Origin of the sequence: Actinophytocola gossypii, from assembly GCF_025165815.1 — a bacterium.
Lineage (GTDB): Bacteria > Actinomycetota > Actinomycetes > Mycobacteriales > Pseudonocardiaceae > Actinophytocola > Actinophytocola gossypii.
Map to the genome: position 1 here is coordinate 178,062 of NZ_JAFFZE010000017.1, position 21,808 is coordinate 199,869.

General features: G+C 74.3%; 21 protein-coding genes. 12 read left to right on the plus strand and 9 right to left on the minus strand.

The window, feature by feature from the left end; all coding sequences use genetic code 11:
- Window positions 1-108: 108 nt before the first annotated feature.
- Complete coding sequence (locus JT362_RS24415) at window positions 109-576, minus strand: adenylyltransferase/cytidyltransferase family protein (RefSeq protein WP_260194020.1); 468 nt, start codon at window positions 574-576, stop codon at window positions 109-111.
- A 77-nt stretch (window positions 577-653) separates the two neighbouring features.
- On the opposite strand from JT362_RS24415, the gene JT362_RS24420 reads away from it, so the two are divergent.
- A complete protein-coding gene (locus JT362_RS24420; RefSeq protein ID WP_260194021.1) occupies window positions 654-1,550 on the plus strand; it encodes a DNA-3-methyladenine glycosylase family protein in 897 nt (298 codons plus the stop codon).
- Here JT362_RS24420 and JT362_RS24425 read toward each other — a convergent pair.
- From JT362_RS24425 to JT362_RS24440, 4 genes are read right to left on the minus strand one after another with little or no spacing between them, the layout of a single operon-like run.
- Window positions 1,535-2,086, minus strand: a complete 552-nt coding sequence (locus JT362_RS24425; RefSeq protein ID WP_260194022.1) for an NUDIX hydrolase — start codon at window positions 2,084-2,086, stop codon at window positions 1,535-1,537. The genes JT362_RS24420 and JT362_RS24425 overlap by 16 nt on opposite strands.
- On the minus strand, window positions 2,083-3,336 hold the full coding sequence (locus JT362_RS24430) for a coenzyme F420-0:L-glutamate ligase (protein WP_260194023.1): 1,254 nt from the start codon (window positions 3,334-3,336) through the stop codon (window positions 2,083-2,085). Before JT362_RS24430 ends, JT362_RS24425 begins: the two co-directional genes overlap by 4 nt.
- Window positions 3,329-4,291, minus strand: a complete 963-nt coding sequence (cofD, locus tag JT362_RS24435) for a 2-phospho-L-lactate transferase (RefSeq protein ID WP_260194024.1) — start codon at window positions 4,289-4,291, stop codon at window positions 3,329-3,331. The genes JT362_RS24430 and cofD overlap by 8 nt, the downstream gene beginning before the upstream one ends.
- Before the next feature lie 13 nt (window positions 4,292-4,304).
- Window positions 4,305-5,081 carry a site-2 protease family protein gene (locus tag JT362_RS24440; RefSeq protein WP_260194025.1) on the minus strand — a complete coding sequence of 259 codons (777 nt, stop codon included), beginning with the start codon at window positions 5,079-5,081 and terminating at the stop codon, window positions 4,305-4,307.
- A gap of 221 nt (window positions 5,082-5,302) precedes the next feature.
- Between JT362_RS24440 and JT362_RS24445 the strand changes: the two genes are divergently transcribed.
- Together JT362_RS24445 and JT362_RS24450 are read left to right on the plus strand one after the other, a co-directional pair.
- Entirely contained in the window at window positions 5,303-5,635 is a 333-nt protein-coding gene (locus tag JT362_RS24445) for a WhiB family transcriptional regulator (RefSeq protein ID WP_260194026.1), read from the plus strand.
- 40 nt (window positions 5,636-5,675) lie between these two features.
- Window positions 5,676-9,104: a glycosyltransferase gene (locus tag JT362_RS24450; protein ID WP_260194027.1), complete on the plus strand. Its 3,429-nt coding sequence runs from the start codon at window positions 5,676-5,678 to the stop codon at window positions 9,102-9,104.
- On the opposite strand, the gene JT362_RS24455 is transcribed toward JT362_RS24450, so the two are convergent.
- Window positions 9,085-9,528, minus strand: coding sequence for a metallopeptidase family protein (locus tag JT362_RS24455; RefSeq protein WP_260194028.1), 444 nt, complete (start codon window positions 9,526-9,528; stop codon window positions 9,085-9,087). The two genes, JT362_RS24450 and JT362_RS24455, sit on opposite strands and share 20 nt — an antisense overlap.
- Window positions 9,529-9,617: 89 nt before the next feature.
- Between JT362_RS24455 and JT362_RS24460 the strand changes: the two genes are divergently transcribed.
- The 8 genes from JT362_RS24460 (at window position 9,618) to JT362_RS24495 (ending at window position 16,412) form a co-directional block, all read left to right on the plus strand.
- Window positions 9,618-9,977 carry a DUF3499 domain-containing protein gene (locus tag JT362_RS24460; protein ID WP_260194029.1) on the plus strand — a complete coding sequence of 120 codons (360 nt, stop codon included), beginning with the start codon at window positions 9,618-9,620 and terminating at the stop codon, window positions 9,975-9,977.
- A gap of 96 nt (window positions 9,978-10,073) precedes the next feature.
- The gene (locus tag JT362_RS24465) at window positions 10,074-11,429 is read left to right on the plus strand and encodes a phosphomannomutase/phosphoglucomutase (RefSeq protein WP_260194030.1); all 1,356 of its coding nucleotides are present in this window, start codon (window positions 10,074-10,076) and stop codon (window positions 11,427-11,429) included.
- 18 nt (window positions 11,430-11,447) lie between these two features.
- The gene (locus JT362_RS24470) at window positions 11,448-11,660 is read left to right on the plus strand and encodes a Trm112 family protein (protein ID WP_260194031.1); all 213 of its coding nucleotides are present in this window, start codon (window positions 11,448-11,450) and stop codon (window positions 11,658-11,660) included.
- Window positions 11,657-12,766: a hypothetical protein gene (locus JT362_RS24475; RefSeq protein WP_260194032.1), complete on the plus strand. Its 1,110-nt coding sequence runs from the start codon at window positions 11,657-11,659 to the stop codon at window positions 12,764-12,766. The genes JT362_RS24470 and JT362_RS24475 overlap by 4 nt, the downstream gene beginning before the upstream one ends.
- Window positions 12,767-12,797: 31 nt before the next feature.
- Window positions 12,798-14,027, plus strand: a complete 1,230-nt coding sequence (manA, locus tag JT362_RS24480; RefSeq protein ID WP_260194033.1) for a mannose-6-phosphate isomerase, class I — start codon at window positions 12,798-12,800, stop codon at window positions 14,025-14,027.
- Window positions 14,028-14,070: 43 nt separating this feature from the next.
- Window positions 14,071-14,991 (plus strand): cation diffusion facilitator family transporter, encoded by a 921-nt coding sequence (locus JT362_RS24485; protein WP_260194034.1) that lies wholly within the window; start codon window positions 14,071-14,073, stop codon window positions 14,989-14,991.
- Between the two features lie 19 nt (window positions 14,992-15,010).
- Window positions 15,011-15,148 carry a type II toxin-antitoxin system VapB family antitoxin gene (locus tag JT362_RS24490; protein ID WP_260194035.1) on the plus strand — a complete coding sequence of 46 codons (138 nt, stop codon included), beginning with the start codon at window positions 15,011-15,013 and terminating at the stop codon, window positions 15,146-15,148.
- A gap of 4 nt (window positions 15,149-15,152) precedes the next feature.
- Window positions 15,153-16,412, plus strand: a complete 1,260-nt coding sequence (locus JT362_RS24495; protein ID WP_260194036.1) for a glutamate mutase L — start codon at window positions 15,153-15,155, stop codon at window positions 16,410-16,412.
- Here JT362_RS24495 and JT362_RS24500 read toward each other — a convergent pair.
- Complete coding sequence (locus JT362_RS24500) at window positions 16,409-18,814, minus strand: hypothetical protein (protein ID WP_260194037.1); 2,406 nt, start codon at window positions 18,812-18,814, stop codon at window positions 16,409-16,411. The genes JT362_RS24495 and JT362_RS24500 overlap by 4 nt on opposite strands.
- A 96-nt stretch (window positions 18,815-18,910) precedes the next feature.
- On the opposite strand from JT362_RS24500, the gene ahcY reads away from it, so the two are divergent.
- Window positions 18,911-20,404: an adenosylhomocysteinase gene (gene ahcY, locus JT362_RS24505; RefSeq protein ID WP_260194038.1), complete on the plus strand. Its 1,494-nt coding sequence runs from the start codon at window positions 18,911-18,913 to the stop codon at window positions 20,402-20,404.
- A gap of 49 nt (window positions 20,405-20,453) precedes the next feature.
- Here ahcY and JT362_RS35465 read toward each other — a convergent pair whose 3' ends face one another.
- Entirely contained in the window at window positions 20,454-21,032 is a 579-nt protein-coding gene (locus tag JT362_RS35465; protein ID WP_311202748.1) for a YdeI/OmpD-associated family protein, read from the minus strand.
- Entirely contained in the window at window positions 21,022-21,804 is a 783-nt protein-coding gene (locus JT362_RS24515; RefSeq protein WP_260194039.1) for an META domain-containing protein, read from the minus strand. Before JT362_RS24515 ends, JT362_RS35465 begins: the two co-directional genes overlap by 11 nt.
- Window positions 21,805-21,808: the final 4 nt, after the last annotated feature.

The following is a 21,808-nucleotide window of genomic DNA, read 5'->3' on the forward strand; positions in this document are numbered from 1 at the left end:
TGTGGGCGACGCTCGTCGAACCGGACCGGCGGCGGGCCTACGTCGACGCGGTCACCGTGGCGGGCTGGTCGGTGCTGCCCGCGGCGCCGAGCGCGCTCGGCGTCCGGGTCACCTAGCCGGGGTCTCCAGGTCGGCGACGATCCGGGTGCTGGAGTCGGCCTTGTCGGTGCCGCCGATCCCGTAGAGCATCGCGATGTCGTTCCGGGCGCCGGCCGCGACCTCGTCCTCGGGCAGCGTGTTGATGTCCCGCCGGTCGCCGCCGTTGCAGAACTCGAGCTCGGTGTCCGGGTAGTCGGCCCGGATGATGTCGAAGGTGCCGTCGATGCCCGGCCCGTCCTCGACGGCGATGTACACCCGGTCGACGATCCGCAGCGCGCGGACGATCCTGGCCCGGATGTCCTCGGCCTGGATCACGCGGCCCTTCTTGATCAGCTGCTGGCGGTCGTTGTTGACCACGACGATCAGGTACCCGGACCGTGCCTGTGCCGCCTCGAACAGGTCGAGGTGCCCCTGGTGCAGCGGGTTGAAGTACCCGCTGACGATCGAGGCCTTCGCCGGTCGCTGCGGTTGGGTCATCGTCGAGGTCCTCCACTCGTGTCCTGGGGTACTCGCCAGCTTATCGAGGGCGGGCCGGCGGTAGGATCCGCAGGGTCATGCGGACGTTCACCCCAGGCTTCGCGCTCGAGCTGGCGACCGTGCTCGCGCCGCTGCGCCGGGGGCCCGGCGACCCGGCCTTCCGCCGCACCGACACCGGGGTGACCTGGCTCGCCGCGAACACCGCCGACGGCCCCGGCACGCTCGCCCTGCACCGCCGCGCCGGCGAGGTGGTCGGCGAGGCGTGGGGGCCGGGGGCGGGCGTGCTGCTCGACGGCATCCCCGCGCTGGTCGGCGCGGACGACGACGACTCCGACTTCCGCGCCCACCACCCGCTGGTCGCCGACCTCCGGAACCGGATGCCGGCGCTGCGGCTCGGGTCGACCGGGCGGGTGTGGGACCCGCTGGTGGCGTCGATCCTGGAGCAGAAGGTCACCGGCATCGAGGCGCACCGCTCGTGGCGCGAACTGTGCCGCCGCTTCGGCGAGCCGGCGCCCGGGCCGGCGCCGGACCGGATGCGGGTGCCGCCGACCCCGGCCGCGGTGCTGGCCATCCCGGACTGGGAGTGGCACCGCGCGGGTGTGGACCTGGCCCGCCGGCGCGCGATCGTGGCCGCGGCGCGGGTGGCGCCCCGGCTGGAGCGGGCGGCGTCGGTGCGCGGCCGGGCGGGCCGCGACCTGCTGCGCACCGTGCCGGGCGTCGGGTTCTGGACCGCGGCCGAGGTGGCCCAGCGCGCCTGGGGCGACGCGGACGCGGTCAGCGTCGGCGACTTCCACATCCCGAGCATCGTCGGCCACGCACTGCTCGGCCGGAAGCTCGACGACGCCGGGATGCTCGACGTGCTCCGCCCCTACGCCCCGCACCGGCACCGCGTGGTCCGCTACCTGGAGGCCGCCGGCAGCACCCGCCCCCGATTCGGCCCCCGCCTCTCCCCGCGCGACTACCGCGCCATCTGAGCCGGCAGGGCGGCGGCCACCATGCCGGCCAGGCCGCTGGCGCCGTCCGGGTCCGGGAGCGCGGTGAGCGGCCACCAGCGCAGGTCCAGGGACTCGTCGCTGCGCACGTGCTCCGCGCCCGCGGGTGCGCGCACCAGGAACCGCACGTCGAAGTGCCGGGTCGGCACGCCGAGCGAGCAGGTGATCGGGTGCACGTCGACGTGCACCGGCGTCGACTCGATCGTCAGGCCCTCGATGCCCGACTCCTCGGTGGCCTCCCGCAGCGCCGCCCCGGCGAGCGTCGAGTCCGACGCCTCGCAGTGCCCGCCCAGCTGGAGCCACGCGCCGACCCGGGGGTGCAGTGTCAGCAGCACCTGCTCACCGGCGGCGTCCAGGACCAGGGCCGACGCCGTGATGTGCCCCGGCTCGCACGAGCGGGCGCACGCGTCCGGCCGCGCGGCCAGGAACCCCAGGAACGCCTCGCGCAGCGACTCCTGCGCGGGGGACGCCGGGCGCCAGGCGGAGAGCGTCGCCGTCGCGTCCTGGTGCAGGGTCATCGCCGCAGGTACCTCTCGTCCGACTCGGCCACCGCGCGCGGGGTGAGCGGCCCGTCCAGCGGGTGCCCGACCGCGACCGCGCCCAGCGGCTCCCAGTCCGCCGGCAGCTCCAGGATCTCCCGCGCCGACGGGGCCACCGGCACCCAGCACGACCCCAGCCCCTCGGCCGCCAGCGCCACCAGCAGGGCCTGCACCCCCGCACCGCCCTCGGCCCGGTCACCGCCGCCCTGGAACGGCACCTCGCCACCGGTTCGGTCCGGCGCCCCGCCGCCGGTAACGACCGGCACCACGACCTCCGGCGCCCCGTACAGCACGTCGCCGCCGGTCTCGTCGAGCAGCCGTTTGCGCCGCGCCCGGTCGGCCACGTGCACGAACCGCACCGGCAGCCCATCGGGCACCGCCGCCACCGCGCGCCGCAGCACGTACTCCTCGACCGGCTCGTCCAGGAACGCCCGCGTCGGCCGGCACAGCGGAAGCGCCTCGCGCCTGCCCTGGGCCAGCGCCTCCTCGGTGCCCAGCCGGAACAGGTCCTCCTCGACCGGCCGCACCAGCTCCCGCGCGGTCGACGTCGCCGACGGCACCACCGACATCCCGCGCACCACCGCAACCGGCAGCGCGCCCAGCTTGCCCTTCACCAGGTCCGCGGCCGACGCCAGCTCGTCGGCCACCGCGATCTCGGTCACCGCCAGCTCGTTGCCCTGCCGGTCGACCTGCCCCCGGTAGCCGTGCAGCACCCGCAGCCCGGACGCGCCGATCGCCACGTCGGTCTGCCCGACTCGCCAGGCCCGGCCCATCGTGTCGGTCACCACCACCGCGACCTCGACGCCCAGCCGCTCGCGCAGCCCCTCGCGCAGCGCGAGCGCAGAGGCGTCCGGGTCGTACGGCAGCAGCGCCAGCTCGTCACCGGCCACATTGGACGCGTCCACACCGGACGCCGCCTGCACGATGCCCAGGCGGTTCTCAGTGATCAGCGTCCGTTCCTTGCGCGCGATCACGCGCACCGACTCCTCGAACACCAGCCGGCGGCGGATCCGGTCCCGCTCATCGGGGTCGGCCGGCACCCGCACCAGCCGGGACTCCACTTTGGACACGATCTTGCTGGTGACCACGACCACGTCCCCGGACCGCAGCCAGCGCGCGGCGTCGGCGATCGCGCCGGTCAGGTCGTCGCCGGGGCGGAACTCGGGCAGGCCCTCGACCGGCAGGATCTCGACGCGCCCGGGCGCCGCGTGGTCACCGTGGTCACTCACCGGACACCCCGCCCACCGCGAACGCCGCCCGCACCATGTCGGCCGTCGCGTCCACGTCCGACATCAGCAGCGGCACCGCGCGCACCTCGACGTCCGGCACCTCGGCCGGGTCGCCGGTGTGCACGAGCCACCCGTCGAGCAGCCCGTCGTTCCGCCGCGAGCCGTAGTGCCGGCCGACCGCCTCGGCGGTGGTGTCCACGCCGATCGCGGTCAGGCAGGCGTCGGCCATCCCGCGCACCGGGCGGTTCTCCACGATCGGCGACACGCCGACCACCGGGGCCTCGGTCTTCGCCAGCGCGTCGCGCACCCCCGGCACGGCCAGCACCGTGCCGACGCTCACCACCGGGTTCGACGGCGCGAACAGCACCACGTCCGCGCCGGCCACCGCGTCCAGCACCCCGGGTGCCGGCGCGGACTCCTCGGCCCCGACCGGCACGATCGAGTGCGCGGGCAGCGCGGCCCGGTGCCGGATCCACCACTCCTGGAAGTGGATCGCGGTGCGCTCACCGGAGTCCGGATCGTCCACGACGACGTGCGTCTCCACCCGGTCGTCGGACATCGGCAGCAGCGTCACCCCCGGCCGCCAGCGCGCGCACAGCGCCTCGGTGACCGCCGACAGCGGGTAGCCGGCCCGCAGCATCCTGGTGCGGACCAGGTGCGTGGCGATGTCCCGGTCGCCGAGGCCGAACCACTCCGAGCCGGCGTCGTAGGCGGCCAGCTCGTCCTTGACCGTCCAGGTCTCGCCGGTGCGGCCCCAGCCGCGCTCGGTGTCGATGCCGCCGCCGAGCGTGTACATGCAGGTGTCGAGGTCGGGGCAGATCCGCAACCCGTGCAGCCACACGTCGTCACCGGTGTTGACCAGCGCGGTCACCTCGTGGCCCGGCCCGAGCGCGTGCTTCACCCCCTGCAGGAACCGCGCGCCACCGACCCCACCGACCACCACAACGACCTTCACACCGGCGATCCTCTCAGCGCCAGAAGAAGAACGCGTAGTTGCCCACGTCGCTCAGGAACTCGTCGCCGCCGACCAGGCCGAACACCCCGTCGGCGAGCCCGAAGAAGGCCTGGCCGACGGCCGGGATCCCGATCAGCACGGCGAACAGGATCAGCGGCGCCCACGGCCGGGCCTTCGCGCCGAACCGCTGCGCCTCCCAGGACAGGTACGGCTCGATCGCGCCCCAGCCGTCCAGGCCGGGGATCGGCAGGATGTTGAGCACGAACGCGAGCACCTGCAGCAGCGCGAGGAACGACAGCGCGCCGCCGAGCGCCGTCGACGGCTGGAACACCCCGACCGCGACGATCAGCAGCAGGCCGATCGCCAGGTTCGAGAACGGCCCGGCGAGCGAGACCATCGAGTCGACGCGCTTCGAGCGCAGCGCGTGGTGGTTGATCCACACCGCGCCGCCGGGCAGCGGGATGCCGCCGATCGCGAGCAGCAGCAGCGGCAGCACCAGGCTGAACACCGGGTCGGTGTAGCGGCGCGGATCCAGGGTCAGGTAGCCCTTGAAGTACACCTCGCGGTCGCCGCCGCGGTAGGCCACGATCGCGTGACCGAACTCGTGCAGGCACAGGGACACCCCCCAGCCGCCGATCACCAGCAGGAACGTGCCCAGTTGGACGGCCCAGCCCGGGTCGCCGGCGAAGTAGTTCTCCGGCTGGCCGAAGGCGACGAGCAGGCCACCCGCGACGGCGACCGCGAGGATGGCGAGGAACACCGGCGACGGCCGGATCGCTGAGCGCTGCACACCCCGAGTGTGCCAGTGTGGCGGGACACACCCGTTCACCGGTTGCGCGCTGGTCCAGTGGATGGTTTTCCGTTCGCCCCAATAGGGCATCACCCGGCCGGGTGCTTCGCTTGACGCGCCGCGATGACACGGGTGTAATCACATCGATGTCATTCGCCGGTGAGAGGGCGAGTGGTGTCCGCCAACCCGGGGAGCGCGAAAGGCGAGGAGGCGGACGGGCCATGACTCTGGAGATCAGGGCGCAGGAAATCAGCGATGGGAGTCGCGTCGTGGAGTGTGGGGAGCACTCGCACGAGGAGCTGGGTGTTCTGGCCGAGCTGTTCGACGAGGCCGAAGAGCAGGAGTGGCAGGAGCGTGCCCTGTGCGCGCAGACCGACCCGGAGGCGTTCTTCCCCGAGAAGGGTGGATCGACCAGGGAGGCCAAGCGCATCTGTCAGGGGTGTGAGGTGCGCGCCGAGTGCCTGGAGTACGCGCTCGCGCACGACGAGCGGTTCGGCATCTGGGGCGGGTTGTCCGAACGGGAGCGGCGCAAGCTGAAGAAACGCGTGATCTAGCCGAGATTAACGCGAGGGCCGTTCATGGCATCTTGTGCGAATGCCTCGTCACGGCCCGCGGAGTAGTGCGCCGGTACTGCGCACCGCTCCGGTGCTCGCGGTACTGGTGTGCCACGACGGCGAGGACTGGCTGCCGGCCGCGCTCGCGGCCCTGCGTGCGTCCACCCCGCGGCCCCGGCACGTGCTGGCCGTCGACACCGGTTCGCTGGACGCCACCCCCCGACTGCTCGACGACGCGGCGGGCGGCGCGGAACCCGTGCTGCACGGCGTGCTCACCCTCGACCGCGGCACCGGTTTCGCCGCGGCCGTGCACGCGGCCGTCGCGGTCGCCGTCGAACGCTGGGGCGACCAGCACGACGGCTGGATCTGGGTGCTGCACGACGACAGCGCCCCGGAACCCGACTGCCTGGCCACCCTGCTGAGCGTCGCCGACGCCTCACCGGCGGCCGGCGTGCTCGGCCCGCTCGCGCTGGACTGGCACGACCCGAGGCTCGTGGTCGAGGCCGGGCTGTCCACCGACGCGTCCGGGCACCGGCAGACCGGCATCGGACCGTCCGAACTGGACTGGGACCGGCTCGGCCGCGGGCACCGGTACGGGCAGAGCACCGAGGTACTCGCGGTCCCGTCGGCCGGTTTGCTGGTGCGGCGCGAGCTGTGGAGCGCGCTCGGCGGCTTCGACCCCGCGATCCCGCTGCTGCGCGAGGACATCGACTTCGGCTGGCGGGCGAACTGGGCCGGCTCGGTCGTGCTGTGCGTGCCGTCCGCGCGGCTGCGGCACGTCCGCGCGGTGCCCACCGGGGTACGCGGCGCCGGGGCCGCGCGCGCCGGGGGGTCGGTGCGGGCGGTGGACCGCGCGCAGGGGCTGCGGACGTTCCTGGTCAACTGCTCGACGTTCTCGTTCCTGGTCGGCCTGCCTCGACTGGCCGTGCTGTGCGTGGTGCGCGCGCTCGGGTTCGCGATGCAGCGCCGGCTCGACGACTGCCGGGCGGAACTGCGCGCGCTCGGGTACGTACTCGGCGGGCGCGCGGGGCTGCGGGCGGCGCGGGCGAGCCGGCGGGGCGCGCTCGAGGTGCGCTCGGTGCGCGGGCTGTTCACCAGCCGCCTCACCCGCCTGCGCAACACGGTCGGCGCGGCCGTCGCCCACCTGGTGCGCCGCCGGGTGGAGGCCGACGCCGCGCTCGGCCGGCTGCCCGACACCACCGACGGCGACGCGGTGCTGTTGCCCGCCGAGCCGGCCGTGCCCCTGGTCGGACCGCAGGCCCTGCCCGCCGGCGCGGGTGGTCGGCCCAGGCGCACGGCCGGGCTGCGGCGGCCGACCACGTCGGTCGGCGTGCCGGTCGAGCTGCCGAACCCCGCGCTGCCGGACGGGTTCCGCCCGTCGCCGGGCCGCCGGCCGTCGCCGGTGCCGCGCGACGGATCGCGGCCGGCGCCGCCCGACCTGGTGCTCGTGCGGGTCGACCGGGCACGGCTGGCCAGGCAGGTGCTGCTCGCGCCGCCGGTGCTGCTGGTGACGGCGTTGCTGGCGTTCGGCCTGGTGGCCAACGCCGACCGGCTCGGCCTCGACCTGGCCGGCGGGCGGTTGCTGCCGGTACCCGACCTCGCCGCCACCTGGGCGGCGTACCTGGACACCTGGCACCCGGTCGCCGGCGGCACCGCCGCGCCCGCGCCGGCCGCGCTCGCGGTGCTCGGCGTGCTCGGGGCGGTGTTCGCGCCGCTCGGCGGGCCGGCGGCCGCGGTGGCGGTGCTGTTCCTCGGCAGCCTGCCGCTGGCCGGGCTCGGTGCGTACGTGGCGACCCGGCGGCTGCCGGTGCACCGCTGGGTGCGGGCGCTGGTCGCGGCCGCGTACGCGCTGCTGCCCCCGGGAACCGAGGCCGTCGCGCATGGCCGCTTGGACGTGGTGGTCGCACACGTGCTGCTGCCGCCGGTGACCGCGGGGATCGTGGCGCTGCTGGGGCGGGCGCGCACGGACTCGGCACGCTGGCTGTCCACCGCGGCGACGTCGGCGATCGGGCTCGCGGTGCTGGGCGCGTTCACGCCGCTGGTGCACCTGCTGCTGGTCGCGTACGCGCTGGCCGGGTTCGTCCTGGTGCCCGGCAGGCGGGGCGACGGCCGTCGACGGGTGACGGCCCTGTTCGTGCTGGTACTGATGCCGCTGGCGCTCCTGCTGCCGTGGCCGGCGGTACTCATCCAGCACCCGGGCGTGGTCCTGCACGGCGTCGGAGCGGTGGGCGTGCTCGGCGGTCCGCTGCCGTGGACCGGCCTGGTCGTGGTGGTGGCGGTACTCGCCGGCCTCGTGATCCGCCCCGGCCGCGCGGTCCTCCCCGGCCTCGCGCTCGCGCTGCTCGGTGCCCTCGCGGTCACGCTGGTCCTGGGCGTACCCGCCGCCCCCGTGACCGGCGGCCCCGCCGAGACCGGCTGGCCCGGCGCCCCCCTCCTGGTCGCCGGCTGGGGCCTGCTGCACGCCCTCCTGGCCACCTGCCGAGCGCGCCCACCCGCCTCCCGCGCCACGGACGTACTCCCACAACCCGCGAGTCGTACGTTCCCGTCCGGCGAGTCCGACGTTCCGGGAACGTACGACTCGCGCGCCGGGACCGTACGACTCGCGCGCCGGGACCGGACGACTCGCGGGGGGGGGGGGGGGGTGGGGCGGGGGGGGGGCGGGGTGCTGGCGGTGGGGGCGTTCGTGGGGCGGGTGGGGCCGCTGGACGACGCGGGCGGGTTGGGGCTGGCGACCACGCTGGACCGGGAGCTGGCGGAGACCGGGCGCGGGGTGCTGGTGCTGCCGAGGGACGGGGAGCCGGCGCGGATGACGGCCGGGCGGCTGCCGATGTTCGGGGACGACGCGCTGCCGCCGGTCGACGCGGGGGTGAGCCTGGCGCGGCTGGTCGCCGGGTTCGGTGACGCGGAGCAGGTGCCGGTGGCGGTGGCGGACGCGGCCGCGGCGGGCGTGCTGTTCGTCGTCGCGCCGGACGCGGGGGCGGGGGAGGTGATCGCGGACGCGGCGGGGGACCTGGTCGCGGGCGCCCCGGCCACCGAGGACGGGCGGCCGGTGCTGCGGCTCCAGCCGGCCGCCGGGCAGGTCACGCTGCTGTCCCCGGAACAGGCCAGGCGCGCGATCACCGGGAGCCCGCCGCCGACCGAGCTGGGCGCCCCGGGGATCGTGCCGGTCGACGCGTGGCCGCCGTCGGTGGCGGTACGGGTGTCGGACGGGCCGGGCGGACGGCTGCTGGTCGTCGCGGCGGAGGAGGAGCCGGGGTGGCGGGCCACCGTCGACGGGCGCGAGGTGCCGGTGGTGCGGGCCTGGGGTCACCTGGTCGGCGTGCCGCTGGGTACCAGCGCCGCCGAGGTGCGGGTCGAACAGCCGACCGCGCTGCGCGGCGTGCTCCTGCTGATCCAGGCGGCGATGGCCCTGTTCGTCCTGCTCACCGCGATCCCCGGCCGCCGGCAGGTCAGCCGTCGCCCTCGATGACGCCGGGGTCGAGGTTGAGGTAGTTGGCGACCTGCTCCACCAGGACGTGGTGCACCAGGTCGGCCAGGTCGGCGCCGTCGCGGGCGCGGGCCTCCAGCGGACGGCGGAACACCACGATCCGCGCCTTCGTCGGCTGTCCGCGCCGGTCGACGCCCGCCGGCACCAGCCGGGCCAGCGGCACCCCGCCGTCGGCGAGCAGGCCGTCCTGCGGGCGTTCCGTCTCCCGCACGTCCGGCACGTCGTCCACGGCGATGTCCAGGTCGGTCAGCTCGGTGCGCCAGCGTGCCTCGATCGGGTCCAACGCGGCCAGCACCAGCGCGTCGAACCGCTCGGCGCGGGTGGACGCGGCGGGCAGCGTCGGCGGGTACAGCGACCCGCGCAATCCGCGCCCGTGCCGGTCCCGGTTGCGGCGGGGGGTGGACACCACGCGAGGGTACTCGGGCCGGTAACCCGCCAGACCCGCCCGGTGTGGCTACCTGCCGGAAGGCTCGCGAAGCGCTATCGTCCTGGATCGTGCGGAGCGTGCGGAAGTGTTCCCGGACCGGGTGCGGCAACCCGGCGGTGGCGACGCTGACCTACGCCTACGCCGACTCGACCGCGGTCGTCGGCCCGCTCGCCACCTACTCCGAGCCGCACAGCTACGACCTCTGCGAGGAGCACGCGCTGCGGCTGACCGTGCCCCGCGGCTGGGAGGTCGTCCGGCACGACGGCGAGTTCGCCGCCCCGGAGCCAAGCGTCGACGACCTGACCGCGCTCGCCGAGGCCGTCCGCGAGGCGGGCCGCCCGGACCGCCCGGTCGAGGCCCCGGAGCCGGCCACCGGCGGCGGCCGGCGCGGCCACCTGCGCGTCCTGCCCGATCCGGTGACCGAGTAGGTGACCGAGTAGAAGGCCGGTAATACCCCGACCTGCCCCGACCGCACCCGCGCGCCGGTAGGCTTTCGGGCAAATCCGCTGACCATGGGAGCACTGGTGCGTGACCTGTCCGGCGTCTTCAAGGCCTACGACATCCGCGGGATCGTCGGTGAGCAGCTCGACGCCGACGTCGTGCGTGACATCGGCGCGGCGTTCGCCCGCCGGGTGCACGAGGCGGGCGCGATCGTCATCGGCCACGACATGCGCGCGTCCTCGCCCGAACTGGCCAGCGCCTTCGCCGACGGCGCGCTCCAGGAGGGCGTCGACGTCGTCATGATCGGGCTCGCCAGCACCGACATGCTCTACTACGCCTCCGGGCACCTCGACCTGCCCGGCGCCATGTTCACCGCGAGCCACAACCCGGCCAAGTACAACGGGATCAAGCTCTGCCGCGCCGGCGCCGCCCCGGTCGGCCAGGACAGCGGCCTCACCGACATCCAGCGCGAGGTCGAGGCCGGCACGCCGCCGACCCAGGGCCGCAGGCCGGGCACGCTGGAGACCCGCGACATGCTCGCCGGCTACGTCGCCTACCTGCGCGAACTCGTCGACCTGTCCGGCAGCCGCCCGCTGAAGGTCGTGGTCGACGCCGGCAACGGCATGGGCGGGCACACCGTGCCGGCCGTGTTCGACGGCCTGCCGATCGAGGTCGTGCCGATGTACTTCGAGCTCGACGGCACCTTCCCCAACCACGAGGCCAACCCGCTCGACCCGAAGAACATCGTCGACGTGCAGGCCAAGGTCCGCGAGGTAGGCGCCGACGCCGGCCTGGCGTTCGACGGCGACGCCGACCGCTGCTTCGTGGTCGACGAGCGCGGCGAGCCCGTCCCGCCGTCGGCGATCACCGCGCTGGTCGCCGTGCGCGAGCTGGCCAAGGACCCGGGCGGCGCGATCATCCACAACCTGATCACCTCCAAGGCCGTGCCGGAGATCGTCGCCGAGCACGGCGGCAAGCCGGTCCGCACCCGCGTCGGGCACTCGTTCATCAAGGAGGAGATGGCGCGCTCGGCGGCCATCTTCGGCGGCGAGCACTCCGCGCACTACTACTTCCGCGACTTCTGGCGCGCCGACACCGGCATGCTCGCCGCGATGCACGTGCTCGCCGCGCTCGGCGAGCAGGACGGCACCCTCTCCGCCCTGACCTCGGCCTACAGCCGCTACGCCGCGTCCGGCGAGATCAACTCGACGGTCGACGACCAGACCGCCCGGATGGCCGCGGTCAAGGAGGCGTTCGGCGCGCGCGACGGGGTACGCACCGACGAACTCGACGGGCTGACGGTGGAGCTGCCCGGCGGCGGATGGTTCAATCTGCGGCCGTCCAACACCGAGCCCCTGCTTCGGCTGAACGTCGAGGCGGCCGACGAGGACGCCGTGGCCGCGCTGCGCGACGAGGTGCTGGCCATCGTCCGCGCCTGACCCAGGGAGGAGCCACTCATGGCCGTTCAACTGGACCCGAGGCTGCTGGAGATCCTGGCCTGCCCCTCGGACGACCACGCCCCGCTCACCACCGGCAGCCCCACCGATCCGGACGCGGACGTGCTCACCTGCACCTCCTGCGGGCGCCAGTTCCGCGTCGAGGACGGCATCCCCGTGCTGCTGCTCGACGAGGCGGTCCATGGGCCGACCGAACCGGATGCCGACAAGTGAGTGCCGCGGTTGACGACTCGCTCCTCGACGACCTGGACCGGATCGCCGAGGTCGACGTCGATGGCCTGCTGCACGCCGCCGCGCTGGCCGGCGCGCAGGTCCGGGCCACCGTCGAGGGAGCGCGGGAGGCCGGCCTCGAGCGCTACGCCGAGTCGACGCCGCGCGCGCTCGTCCTGATCACCCGGCCCGGCCTGAGCCCGTGCGTGTCGAAGCTGCTGTGGGCGCTGCTCGGCAAGGCCTGCCCGGTGCCGGTGGTGCTCACCGACACCGCGCCGCCGTGGCTCGGCCCGCTGGACCTGGTGCTCGCGCACACCGACGACCCCGGCGACCACGAACTGGCCGAGTCGGTCGACCGGGCCAGCCGCTACGGCGCCGGCGTGGTGCTGACCGCGCCCGAGGACGGCCCGGTCGCCGCCGCGGCCGCCGGGCGGGCGGTGCTGATCCCCCCGCGCGTGCCGGTGCCGCCCGGGTTCGGCTTCACCCGCGCGCTCGCCGGCGGCCTGGTCGCCGCGAGCACGCTCAACCTGCTGCGCACCGACCTCTACCAGCTGGCCGACGAGCTGGACCGCGAGGCGGAGCGCGACCACATGCAGCACGAGACGTTCGTCAACCCGGCCAAGTCGCTCGCGCTGCGCCTGGCCGAGCGCACCCCGCTGCTGTGGGGCCTCGACGACGTGGCGACCGGCGTGGCGTGGTTCGCCGCCCAGGTGATCGGCACCCACACCGACCTGGTCTGCGACGTCGCCGCCTACCCGCAGGCCGCGAGCCGCACCGCCCTGCACCGCGCCGCCACGCACGCGTCGGCCAACACCGACATCTTCGCCGACCCGGACGACCTCGACCCGGCCCAGGTCTCTCCGCTGCGGGTGTTCCTGCTCGCCGTGTCCGCCGCCGCCGTCGACCCGGTGCGCCGGCTCGCGGTCGACACCTTCCCCGCCGCCGACCTGCTCGCCCCCGCCGAGGAGCTCACCGCCGACGAGCCGGCGTGCGCCGCGGTGCTCGCCCTGCGTTTCCAGCTGGCCGCCCTGTACCTGGGGCTCGCGTCCGGCACCACCGGCGGCAGCACGTCCTACTACGCACCGGCCCGGCCCAGGGAGCATCCGTGAGCGAGCACCGAGCCTGCGAGGGGCTGTCACCGTGCAACGGCTGAAGAACCGGGTGCGCCCGTATGCCTGGGGTTCGCGCACCACGATCGCCGCGCTGCTCGGCCGCGAGGTCCCGGCCCCGCACCCGGAGGCGGAGCTGTGGTTCGGCGCGCACCCCGGCGACCCGTCCTCGATCGTGTACGACGACGGCACCGAGCAGTCGCTGCTCGACGTGCTCGCCGGTGACCCGGTCGGCCAGCTCGGGTCGGCCGTCGCCGAGCGGTGGGGCGAGCGGCTGCCGTTCCTGCTGAAGGTGCTGGCCGCCGAGGAGCCGCTGTCGCTGCAGGCACACCCGTCCGCCGACCAGGCCGCCGAGGGCTGGGCGCGCGAGGAGAAGGCCGGCATCCCGCGCGAGGCCGGCAACCGCAACTACCCGGACCCGACCGCGAAGCCAGAGCTGCTGTGCGCGCTCACCGAGTTCCACGCGCTGGCCGGGTTCCGCGACCCGGCCCGCACGGTCGAGCTGCTGCGCGCGATCGAGACCCCGGCGCTCGCCCCGTACGTCGAGCTGCTCGCCGGCGAACCGGACGGCGAGGGCCTGCGGGCGCTGTTCACCACCTGGATCACCCTGCCCCAGCCGGCGATCGACGCGCTGGTGCCGGACCTGCTCGATGCCTGCGTCACCCACGTCAAGGAGCACGGCGAGTTCGAGCTGGAGTGCCGCACGGTGCTGGAGCTGGGCGAGCGCTACCCCGGCGACTCGGGCGTGCTGGCCGCGCTGCTGCTCAACCGGCTGGTGTTGGAGCCGGGCGAGGCGATCTTCCTGCCGGCCGGGAACCTGCACACCTACCTGCACGGCACCGGGGTCGAGGTGCTGGCGAACTCGGACAACGTGCTGCGCGGCGGGCTCACCCCCAAGCACGTCGACGTGCCGGAGCTGTTGCGGGTACTGGATTTCGGCTTCGCCGACATGCACGTGTGCACCGGGGAGCCGGCCGGGCCGAGGCGGGTGTACCGGACCGAGGCGCCGGAGTTCGAGCTGTCCCGCATCGAGTGGGCCGACGGCGAACCCCGCGGCGAGGTGAAGCTCGAGGGCGGCGCGCCGCGGATCGTGGTGTGTGTCGACGGCGGCGTGCGGGTGGAGTCGGTGGACGGGCGCGCCCTGGACCTGACGCGCGGCGGGTCGATGTGGCTGCCCGCCGCGGACCCGGACGTGGTGCTGACGCCGACCGACGACGGTCACGTCCGCGTGTTCGCGGCCACGGTCGGTTCGGCCCGGTAGGCTTCCGCCCGGACTTTGACCGAACCGGGCAGGGGGTAGGGCCGTGGCAGCAGGAGGCGGGACGAAGGCGATTCTCGCCGCGCTCTTCGCGAACGCGGGGATCGCGGTGGCGAAGTTCGTCGGCTTCCTGATCACGGGTTCGTCGTCGATGCTGGCCGAGTCGGTGCACTCGGTGGCCGACACGTCCAACCAGGGTCTGCTGCTGCTCGGCCAGAAGACGTCCCGCCGCAAGGCGACGCGCGAGCACCCGTTCGGCTTCGGCCGGGACCGGTACTTCTACTCGTTCATCGTCGCGCTGATGCTGTTCAGCCTGGGCTCGGCGTTCGCGATCTACGAGGCCGTCCACAAGCTGCAGCACCCCGAGGACCTGAACTCGCCGATGGTCGCGGTGGTGATCCTGGTGGTCGCGATCGCCCTGGAGACCTACAGCTTCCGCACCGCGATCGTCGAGTCCCGCAAGGTCAAGGGCGACGCGTCGTGGTGGCAGTTCATCCGCCAGTCCAGGACGCCGGAGCTGCCGGTGGTGCTGCTGGAGGACGCCGGCGCGTTGTTCGGCCTGGTCTTCGCCCTGTTCGGCGTGGGCCTGGCGGTCATCACCGGCGACCCGATGTGGGACGGCGTCGGCACCCTGATGATCGGCATCCTGCTCGGGATCATCGCGATCACCCTGATCATCGAGATGAAGAGCCTGCTGATCGGCGAGGGCGCCACCCCCCGCGAGTCGGAGCTGATCGACAAGGCCGTCGTCGGCGGCCGCGTCCAGCGCCTGATCCACATCCGCACCCAGTACATCGGCCCGGACGAGCTGCTGGTCGCCGCGAAGATCGCCCTCGAGCCCGGCCTGCCCCTGGCCGACGTCGCCCAGGAGATCGACGCCGCCGAGGGCCGGGTCCGCGACGCCGTCCCGGCCGCCCGGCTGATCTACCTGGAACCGGACCTGGACCGCACCACCACCCGTGCTTGACGGGTAATGCGGAGGCTTCGTGCGTACAACCATCGACATCGATGACGCACTGATGGCGGAGGCCATGGCGGCGTCGGGAACGACGACCAAGAAGGTGACCAAGAAGGCGTTGCGGGGCACGGTCGACTGGGTGGGCGACCTCGACGAGGTGCGATGAGGCTGTGACGTTCCTCTGTCTGGACGTCGGGTCCACTTGGACGAAGGGGGCGCTGGTCGCCGCCGACGGGACGCTGCTCGGCACCGCGCAGCATCGGACGACGCCGCCGGAGGTGTTGGACGGGGTCGGTGCGGTGCGGGAGGCGCTCGACCCGGAGGCGAGTGTGCTCGCGTGTTCGTCGGCCGGTGGCGGGTTGCGGCTGGCCGTGGTCGGGCAGGAGCGGTTGGTCAGTGTGGAGGCCGGGTACCGGGTGGCGCTGTCGGCGGGCGCGAAGGTCGTGCACGTGTTCGCCGGGTCGCTCACGCCGGCCGACGTGCGGAGCGTGCGCGCGGCGGCACCGGACGTGCTCCTGCTGGTCGGCGGGACCGACGGCGGCGACGACACCGTCCTGCTGCACAACGCCGCCCGGCTCGCGGCCGCCCGGATCGCGGTGCCGGTCGTGTTGGCCGGCAACGTCGACGCCCGGGCGGCGGCCCTCGCGGCGCTGGCCGGGCGGCGCGTCGTGCCGGCCGCGAACGTCCTGCCCGACGTCGGCGAGCTCGCGCCAGGGCCGGCCCGCGCGGCGATCCGTGACGTCTTCCTGCGGCACGTCATCGGCGGCAAGGGCCTGTCCCGCGGCCCCCGCTTCCGCCGCCTCGTGCGCACGGTCACCCCGGACGCCGTGCTCTCCGCGGTCTCCCGCCTCGCCGCGTCGGGTGACGACGAGCGGGGCGCCGTGCTCGTGGTCGACGTCGGCGGGGCCACCACCGACGTCTACTCGGCGGTGTCCTCGGCGGAGTCCGGGGTGCACGCGGTGGCGCTGCCCGCCGACCGGCGTACCGTCGAGGGCGACCTGGGCATGCGGGTCAGCGCGCCGACCGTGGTCGCCGAGGCCGTCGCGGAACGCCTGCTCCGGCCCGGCGAGCTGGCCGAACCGGCCCGGGCCAGGCACGACGACGTCGACCTCGTACCGTCCACACCGGACGAGTCCGAAGTGGATATGCGGATCGCCTGTCTCGCGGTGACTCTGGCGGTGCGCCGCCACCTCCGGATGGTCGACGGCAACCTCGGCCCGCACGGTGCCGGGCGGCTCGTCCTGTCCGGCGGGGTGTTCCGGCACACCGCGGACCTGCCCGCCGTCGAGGCCGCCCTGCGCGACACGCTCGGCGCGGTCCTGCGCAACGCCACCGTGACCGTCGACCGGCGGGGCGTCCTCGGCCCGGCCGGCCTGCTCGCCCAAGCCGGCCACGAACGCGCCGCGGACGGGCTGCTCGCGACGCTCTAACGCGTCAGCAGCGACTCGAACCCGGCCACCGACGGCTCCGCCGGATCCAGCCCGGCGGCCATCGCCACCGCGCGGTCCCACTCGGGGTCGGCCGAGTAGTTCGCGTGCCCCTGCACCCCGGGCGTCCAGCGCCGGCCAGGCACCGGTCCGGGCGCCGGATCCGGCAGCCAGTGGTCGAGGCCGAGCACCAGCGCGCCGTGCGGGGCCCGGACCGCCTCCGGCAGCGGTCCGCTCGTGCCGTCCGGCCGGAAGCCGATGCCCAGCAGGCGGTCGTCGTACACCTGTTGCCCCCACGTGGTCACCGCGCCGCCGAGCGGATCGGTGCCCCGGCACAGCGCCCGCCACCGGGTGCCGAGCTCGCCGGCCAGCCCGCCGAGCGCCGAGTGCGGCAGCACCGCCGGGAACGCCCGCGCGTACGCCCACCGCAGCTGGGACCCGACCGTGACCAACCCGATCCGGCGACGCTCCGGCTCGTTCACCGAGTTCAGCAGCCGCGCCGCCGCCACCGCGACCAGCAGGCTCCCGTGGCTGTCACCGGCGAGCACCACCCGCGCACCCGGCTCGCGCAGGTGCTCGACGGTCCGCGCGGCCAGCTCCGGCGCCACCTTCATCGCGTAGCAGGGCGGCACGATCGGATGCGCCTCCCTCGGCCAGAACGACGCCAGGTCGGCCAGCACCCCCAGCCGCCGCGCCGCCTCCGGTGCCCTGGCCGCGTTGTGCACCGCCCGCAGCAGCGCGCCGGCCAGCACCCCGAGCGTCAGCACGCCCAGCGCCGACAGCGGCCCCGTCCACGCCGGCAGCACGACCCCGGCCAGCCGGTTGACGATCGCCACCGCCGCGCCGGCGCAGAGCACGCCCGCCCCGGCCAGCACCACGTGGTGCAGGTGCCCGCGCCACCACGAGGCGCTCCGCCACGCCCGCACCGCGGCCGTCAGATCGTCCGAGTCCGCGTGCAGCAACCGCACCAGCGCCTCGTCGTCGGTGAACCGCCCGGCCCGCAGCCTGCTCACCGTGTAGGCCGCGGCACAGCCACCGACCAGGGCCACCACGAGCCCGAGAACCGCGGCCGCGCCCCACAACAGCGTGACCGAGTCGTAACCATCCGGAACCTCGAACCCGACGAACCGCTGCACCGCGATCGCCAACCCGGCCCCGAACCCGCCGCCGAGCAGCGCCGCCGTCGCCACCACGGGCGCGGCCATCCACCCACCGGCCCACGGCCGCAGCGACCGGGGCAGCCCACGCCACTCCACCCGGGCGATCAACGCGGCCGGCACCAGCAGCACGCCGAGCAGCACCACCAGCACCACCAGCCCCGCGGCCACCGCCTCGACCGTCGCGTCGGTCCCCGGCAACGCCGTCGGCAGCGGGTGCCGCGCGGCCGCCGCACCCACCACCACCGCCACACCCAGCCCCAGCAACACCCGCCGCGGCCACACCCCGAACGCCGCCCGCAGCCACCGCCCGGCCCGCCGCGGGTCGGCCCCGGTCGGGTCGTCGAGCAGCAGCACCCCCAGCAGCGCCACGACCAGCAGCACCAGCGCGACCACCCACGGCACCACCGGCAGCCAGCCGCCGGCCCCGTCGAGCGGCCCACCCCCGGCGCCACCGTCCGAGCCGACACCCGCCGCACTCGTCGGTACCGAGAACGGCCCGCCCAGCGGCAGCAACGCGACCGTCGCGAGTGCCGCCAGCAGGTGCAGCGCGCGCAGCACCGGCGTGTCCGGATCGGCGACCAGGTTCGTGCCGGGCAGCTGCACCCGCGCGTTCGGCGGCGTCGGCGGTGGGTTCGGGGACGCCCCGCTCTCCCACGCCACGCACGAGATCCGGTGCAGCACCCAGACCAGCGCCAGCACCGGCAGCAGTCCCACCAGCGCCCGCACCAGGTACGTCTCCCGCACCCAGTCGGGCACCGCGCCGGCCAGGCACGGCGACCCCGGCGCGAGGCACTGCGCCGCGACCAGGTCCAGGCTCACCACCGCCGCCTGCGCCACCAGCAGCATCGTCAGCAGCACGCCGGCCAGCCGCAGCAGCGACCGGTTCACCAGGCCCAGCCGTCCGGCGAGCCGGTGCCCGCTCGGTACCGGCGGCAGCATCCAGTGCGCCACGTTCGCCAGGGAGAACGGGAACAGCAGCGCCCACGCCGCCTTCGCCGCGCCGCCGGAGGTCATCCCGCCCCAGACGTAGCCCTCGACCACCCGAGGGATCGACTGCCCCTCCGCGCGCAGCATCGGCCCCGGCGCCGGGCGCAGCAGCCGGTCGGCGGGCCGGACGAAACGTCCGACCCCGTCCCCGGCGACATCCACAGCGGCGACGGCGGAGACGAGTGAGGAGGGGGTCGTGCCCATGGCGCCGTGCACGCGCAGTTCCACCACGCGGGTGTCCGGTCCCGGGGTCAGCACGGCCGACTCCTCCAATGCCCCATGGCCACTCGAGTGGATCAATTTCGGGTAACGGTACTGTTCGATGAAGGCTTTTGAGTTTGGAGGATGCACGGGATGACCGCAGTCAACAGCCAGGACGCGACCACCACGGCACGGTACGCCAGGAAGGTCGGCGAGCTGGACTTCGCGGTGGCCGACCTGTCGCTGGCCGAGTTCGGCCGCAAGGAGATCCGCCTCGCCGAGCACGAGATGCCCGGCCTGATGGCGTTCCGCCGGGAGTACGCCGAGGTCTACCCGCTGCGCGGGGCGCGCGTCTCGGGCTCGCTGCACATGACCGTGCAGACGGCGGTGCTGATCGAGACGCTGGTGGCGCTGGGCGCCGAGGTGCGCTGGGCGTCGTGCAACATCTTCTCCACCCAGGACCACGCGGCCGCGGCCGTCGTCGTCGGCCCGCACGGCACGCCGGAGGAGCCGAAGGGCGTCCCGGTGTTCGCCTGGAAGGGCGAGACGCTGGAGGAGTACTGGTGGTGCACCGAGCAGATGCTGACCTGGCCCGGCGATGCCGCGCCGAACATGCTGCTCGACGACGGCGGAGACGCCACCCTGCTGGTGCACAAGGGCACGCAGTACGAGGCGGCCGGCGTGGTGCCGCAGCCGGAGGCGGACGACCCCGAGGAGTGGAAGGTCATCCTCGAGGTGCTGCGCAACTCCCTCGCGGCGGACTCGAAGAAGTGGACCCGCACGGGCACCGAGATCAAGGGCGTCACCGAGGAGACCACGACCGGCGTCCTGCGCCTGTACCAGCTGGCCGCCGCGGGTGAGCTCCTGTTCCCGGCGATCAACGTGAACGACTCGGTCACCAAGTCGAAGTTCGACAACCGGTACGGCATCCGGCACTCGCTGGTCGACGGCCTCAACCGAGGCACCGACGTGCTGATCGGCGGCAAGGTCGCGGTCGTCTGCGGCTACGGCGACGTCGGCAAGGGCTCGGCGGAGTCGCTGCGCGGCCAGGGCGCGCGGGTGATCATCACCGAGATCGACCCGATCTGCGCGCTGCAGGCCGCGATGGACGGCTACGACGTGCAGCGCCTCGAGGACGTGCTGGACCGGGCCGACATCGTGATCACCACCACGGGCAACAAGGACGTGGTGATGGTCGATCACATGGCCCGGATGAAGCACCAGGCGATCGTCGCCAACGTCGGCCACTTCGACAACGAGATCGACATGGCCGGCCTGCAGCGCTACCCGGGTGTTCAGCGGATCAACATCAAGCCGCAGGTCGACGAGTGGGTGTTCCCGGACGGGCACTCGATCCTCGTGCTGAGCGAGGGCCGCCTGATGAACCTGGGCAACGCGACCGGCCACCCGTCGTTCGTGATGTCGAACTCGTTCTCCAACCAGGTGATCGCGCAGATCGAGCTGTACACGAAGAACGAGGAGTACGACAAGGAGGTCTACCGCCTCCCGAAGAAGCTGGACGAGAAGGTCGCCCGGATCCACCTCGAGGCACTCGGCGGCAAGCTCACCAAGCTGACCAAGGACCAGGCGGAGTACATCGACGTCGACGTCGAGGGCCCGTACAAGTCGGACCACTACCGCTACTGACGAGCCTTCGCGAAGCCCGGTGCCCCCACGGGGGTGCCGGGCTTCGCCGTCAGTGGATCGTCTCGCCGCGCTCCAGCATCGCGACGAACTTCTCGATCCGGCGGGCGCGGGTCTCGGGGCGCTTGGCCTCCTCCACCCTGAACAGGATCGCGTAGCGGTTCTGGCTGGTCAGCGTCGTGAAGAACGCGGCGGCGGCCGGGTTCGCGTCCAGCGCGGCCCGCAGGTCGTCCGGCACGGTCGCCGACGCCGGTCCCGCGTACGCCGCCTCCCAGCGGCCGTCCGCCTTGGCCGCCTCCACCTCGCGCAGCCCGCGCGGGGCCATCTCACCGGCCTCGATCATCCGCTCCACCGCGTCCCGGTTGATCTTCGACCAGCGGCTGCGCTTCGTCCTCGGGGTGAACCGCTGCACGAAGTAGTCGTCGTCCACCCGCCTGGCCTGGCCGTCGATCCACCCGTGCCGCAGCGCGACCGCCAGCGCCTGGTCGTGGTCGACCGACACGATCCCGGTGCCCTTCTTCGCGATCCTGATCCACAGCCCCCGCGTCTCGGCGTTCTCCGCCAGCCACGCGGCGAACTCCGCCTGGGTCGCGAACGACAGCTCCGGCAACCCGTCCCGCTCACTCGGCACGCAACCGCAACCCCTTGCCCGACGGATGCTCCAACGTCAACACCTCGGCGGACACCGCGTACGTCACAGTTCCATCGAGCACGGCGACCACGGCCTCCTCCACCCGCATGATGTCAGGCGCGCACGCCTTGCGCGTCAACACCAGCGCGTCGACCTCGATCGTGTCGCCGGACACCGTGTACGCAGCCGACCCGCCGTTGCAGCCGGTGAACACCGTCAGCCTGCCCTCGCCGAACTCCACCGTCGCCGCCGCGGCCCCGGTCGGCGTGCTGCTCGCCGTCTGCCCGTCGACCAGCGTGTCGACCGTCCACACCGGACCGACGAGCGGCCGGTCCGGCTCGGCGACCTCGCGATCGGTGAACACCAGCTCGGTGTCCCCGCCGCGCAGCACCAGCCGCGACCCGTCCAGCTCCCACGACGGGCCGCCACCAAGGAACTCGGTCAGCCACCGGTCCTGCGCGTGCCGCGGCTCGTCGCAGCCCATCTCGGTCATCTCGCCGCCCTCGGTGGACAACGTGCCATCGTCGAGCGACACCCGCCAGCGAAGGTGGTTGCAGCCGGCGTTGGCCCGCAGCTCCCCGTCGTCGGTGAAGTCCAGCGACACCGTCGTGCCCGCCACCAGCGCGTGCGGCCGCCCGCCGACCGTCGCCTCGCTCAGCACGTACTCGGCACCCGCCGGCGACACCGTCCCGATCCCCGGGGCCGTCGAGGCCGGCGGTTGCCCGCACCCCGCCACGACCAGTACCAGCACCAGCATCCAGCCACGTCTCATGCCG

Excerpts from the sequence above, each read along its gene's own strand:
- JT362_RS24470 (WP_260194031.1), top strand. The coding sequence starts at position 11,448 with ATGGCCGTTCAACTGGACCCGAGGCTGCTGGAGATCCTGGCCTGCCCC.
- JT362_RS24445 (WP_260194026.1), top strand. The coding sequence starts at position 5,303 with ATGACTCTGGAGATCAGGGCGCAGGAAATCAGCGATGGGAGTCGCGTC.
- JT362_RS24450 (WP_260194027.1), top strand. The coding sequence starts at position 5,676 with ATGCCTCGTCACGGCCCGCGGAGTAGTGCGCCGGTACTGCGCACCGCT.
- JT362_RS24420 (WP_260194021.1), top strand. The coding sequence starts at position 654 with ATGCGGACGTTCACCCCAGGCTTCGCGCTCGAGCTGGCGACCGTGCTC.
- ahcY (WP_260194038.1), top strand. The coding sequence starts at position 18,911 with ATGACCGCAGTCAACAGCCAGGACGCGACCACCACGGCACGGTACGCC.
- JT362_RS24425 (WP_260194022.1), bottom strand. The coding sequence starts at position 2,086 with ATGACCCTGCACCAGGACGCGACGGCGACGCTCTCCGCCTGGCGCCCG.
- JT362_RS24415 (WP_260194020.1), bottom strand. The coding sequence starts at position 576 with ATGACCCAACCGCAGCGACCGGCGAAGGCCTCGATCGTCAGCGGGTAC.
- JT362_RS24515 (WP_260194039.1), bottom strand. The coding sequence starts at position 21,804 with ATGAGACGTGGCTGGATGCTGGTGCTGGTACTGGTCGTGGCGGGGTGC.